Origin of the sequence: Achromobacter sp. K91, assembly GCF_003576205.1 — a bacterium.
Lineage (GTDB): Bacteria > Pseudomonadota > Gammaproteobacteria > Burkholderiales > Burkholderiaceae_B > Achromobacter > Achromobacter aegrifaciens.
This window is the reverse complement of the sequence record NZ_QWFB01000084.1, coordinates 1-3,358: the sequence shown is the minus strand read 5'-3', so window position 1 is coordinate 3,358 and position 3,358 is coordinate 1. Positions and strand designations below refer to the sequence as shown.

Annotated in this window: 2 rRNA genes; both read left to right on the top strand. The window is 52.1% G+C overall.

The features are described from left to right. Positions 1-154: 154 nt before the first annotated feature. A 23S ribosomal RNA gene (locus DXK93_RS30700) occupies positions 155-3,035 on the top strand. 198 nt (positions 3,036-3,233) lie between these two features. Beyond that, a 5S ribosomal RNA gene (rrf, locus tag DXK93_RS30695) occupies positions 3,234-3,346 on the top strand. Positions 3,347-3,358: the final 12 nt, after the last annotated feature.

The window sequence follows — 3,358 nt, the reverse complement described above, 5'->3', positions numbered from 1 at the left end:
AGTAATCAGCTTGCTGATGAAGATGGGTACGGGTTGTGATTGCATTAATTTTGTTCCAAGTTCTCAAGACTGGGGTGAATAACCTCAGACTGCTTTGAAACTTATGAACGGCACAAACGCTAATACTCAGGTCCTATAGCCTACAGCGTTATAGGATCAAGCGACTAAGTGCATATGGTGGATGCCTTGGCGATCACAGGCGATGAAGGACGTAGTAGCCTGCGAAAAGCTACGGGGAGCTGGCAAACAAGCTTTGATCCGTAGATGTCCGAATGGGGAAACCCACTCCGTAAGGAGTATCCCTGGCTGAATACATAGGCCAGTGGAAGCGAACCGGGTGAACTGAAACATCTCAGTAGCTCGAGGAAAAGAAATCAACCGAGATTCCGAAAGTAGTGGCGAGCGAAATCGGAAGAGCCTTTACGTTTTAGCACGCAAGATAGTCGAACGGAATGGAAAGTCCGGCCGTAGCAGGTGATAGCCCTGTAGGCGAAATCTTGTGTGTGGAACTAAGCGTAAGAAAAGTAGGGCGGGACACGTGAAATCCTGTTTGAAGATGGGGGGACCATCCTCCAAGGCTAAATACTCGTGATCGACCGATAGTGAACCAGTACCGTGAGGGAAAGGCGAAAAGAACCCCGGAAGGGGAGTGAAATAGATCCTGAAACCGTATGCATACAAACAGTAGGAGCCTCCTTGTGGGGTGACTGCGTACCTTTTGTATAATGGGTCAGCGACTTACATTCAGTGGCAAGGTTAACCGAATAGGGAAGCCGTAGCGAAAGCGAGTCCGAATAGGGCGATTCAGTCGCTGGGTGTAGACCCGAAACCAGATGATCTATCCATGGCCAGGTTGAAGGCACGGTAACACGTGCTGGAGGACCGAACCCACTAATGTTGAAAAATTAGGGGATGAGCTGTGGATAGGGGTGAAAGGCTAAACAAATCTGGAAATAGCTGGTTCTCTCCGAAAACTATTTAGGTAGTGCCTCAAGTATTACTGCGGGGGGTAGAGCACTGTTATAGCTAGGGGGTCATGGCGACTTACCAAACTATGGCAAACTCCGAATACCCGCAAGTACAGCTTGGGAGACAGAGCACCGGGTGCTAACGTCCGGACTCAAGAGGGAAACAACCCAGACCGCCAGCTAAGGTCCCAAATTATCGCTAAGTGGGAAACGAAGTGGGAAGGCATAGACAGTCAGGAGGTTGGCTTAGAAGCAGCCATCCTTTAAAGAAAGCGTAATAGCTCACTGATCGAGTCGTCCTGCGCGGAAGATGTAACGGGGCTAAGCGATAAACCGAAGCTGCGGGTGTGCACTTTGTGCACGCGGTAGGAGAGCGTTCTGTAAGCCTGCGAAGGTGGCTTGTAAAGGCTGCTGGAGGTATCAGAAGTGCGAATGCTGACATGAGTAGCGATAAAGGGGGTGAAAAGCCCCCTCGCCGTAAGTCCAAGGTTTCCTGCGCAACGTTCATCGGCGCAGGGTGAGTCGGCCCCTAAGGCGAGGCAGAGATGCGTAGCTGATGGGAAGCTGGTTAATATTCCAGCACCGTCGTACAGTGCGATGGGGGGACGGATCGCGGAAGATCATCAGGGTGTTGGATGTCCCTGTTGCTGCATCGAAGATGGCGCTTAGGCAAATCCGGGCGCGTAAATCAAGGGTGTGGCACGAGCGAGCATTGCTTGCGAAGTGATTGGAAGTGGTTCCAAGAAAAGCCTCTAAGCTTCAGCTGTACGAGACCGTACCGCAAACCGACACAGGTGGACGGGATGAATATTCCAAGGCGCTTGAGAGAACTCAGGAGAAGGAACTCGGCAAATTGATACCGTAACTTCGGGAGAAGGTATACCCCGGTAGTGTGAAGCGCCTGCGCGCTTAGCATGATGGGGTCGCAGAGAATCGGTGGCTGCGACTGTTTATTAAAAACACAGCACTCTGCAAAGACGAAAGTCGACGTATAGGGTGTGACGCCTGCCCGGTGCCGGAAGGTTAAGTGATGGGGTGCAAGCTCTTGATCGAAGCCCCGGTAAACGGCGGCCGTAACTATAACGGTCCTAAGGTAGCGAAATTCCTTGTCGGGTAAGTTCCGACCTGCACGAATGGCGTAACGATGGCCACACTGTCTCCTCCTGAGACTCAGCGAAGTTGAAGTGTTTGTGATGATGCAATCTACCCGCGGCTAGACGGAAAGACCCCATGAACCTTTACTGTAGCTTTGCATTGATCTGTGAACCGGCCTGTGTAGGATAGGTGGGAGGCTTTGAAGCGTGGTCGCTAGATCACGTGGAGCCATCCTTGAAATACCACCCTGGTTTGTTTGCGGTTCTAACCTTGGTCCGTTATCCGGATCGGGGACAGTGCATGGTGGGCAGTTTGACTGGGGCGGTCTCCTCCCAAAGTGTAACGGAGGAGTTCGAAGGTACGCTAGGTACGGTCGGAAATCGTGCTGATAGTGCAATGGCATAAGCGTGCTTGACTGTGAGACTGACAAGTCGAACAGGTGCGAAAGCAGGACATAGTGATCCGGTGGTTCTGAATGGAAGGGCCATCGCTCAACGGATAAAAGGTACTCTGGGGATAACAGGCTGATACCGCCCAAGAGTTCATATCGACGGCGGTGTTTGGCACCTCGATGTCGGCTCATCTCATCCTGGGGCTGTAGCCGGTCCCAAGGGTATGGCTGTTCGCCATTTAAAGAGGTACGTGAGCTGGGTTTAAAACGTCGTGAGACAGTTTGGTCCCTATCTGCCGTGGGCGTTGGATACTTGACGGAGCCTGCTCCTAGTACGAGAGGACCGGAGTGGACGTACCTCTGGTGTACCGGTTGTCATGCCAATGGCATTGCCGGGTAGCTAAGTACGGAAGAGATAACCGCTGAAGGCATCTAAGCGGGAAACTCGTCTGAAGATAAGGTATCCCGGGGACTTGATCCCCCTGAAGGGTCGTTCGAGACCAGGACGTTGATAGGTCGGGTGTGGAAGCGCAGTAATGCGTTAAGCTAACCGATACTAATTGCCCGTGAGGCTTGATCCTATAACACTGATGGTTATGACCTGGTGATGTAGCGTTCCAAGTGTCGTTCAATACAAAATCTGGCTGCACCGTCAGCAGCCAGCCAACACCAATTACACCCCACCGTGCGTGATCATCGAGTTCGACTCTGATCACCACGCGTTGTGTTTCTTCCAAGATTGGAGCAGTTGCCTAACCGCAGCCGCTCAACCAGTTACGCTTGACGACCATAGCGAGTTGGTCCCACTCCTTCCCATCCCGAACAGGACAGTGAAACGACTTTGCGCCGATGATAGTGGACGGACGTCTGTGAAAGTAGGTCATCGTCAAGCTTTTATTCCGCA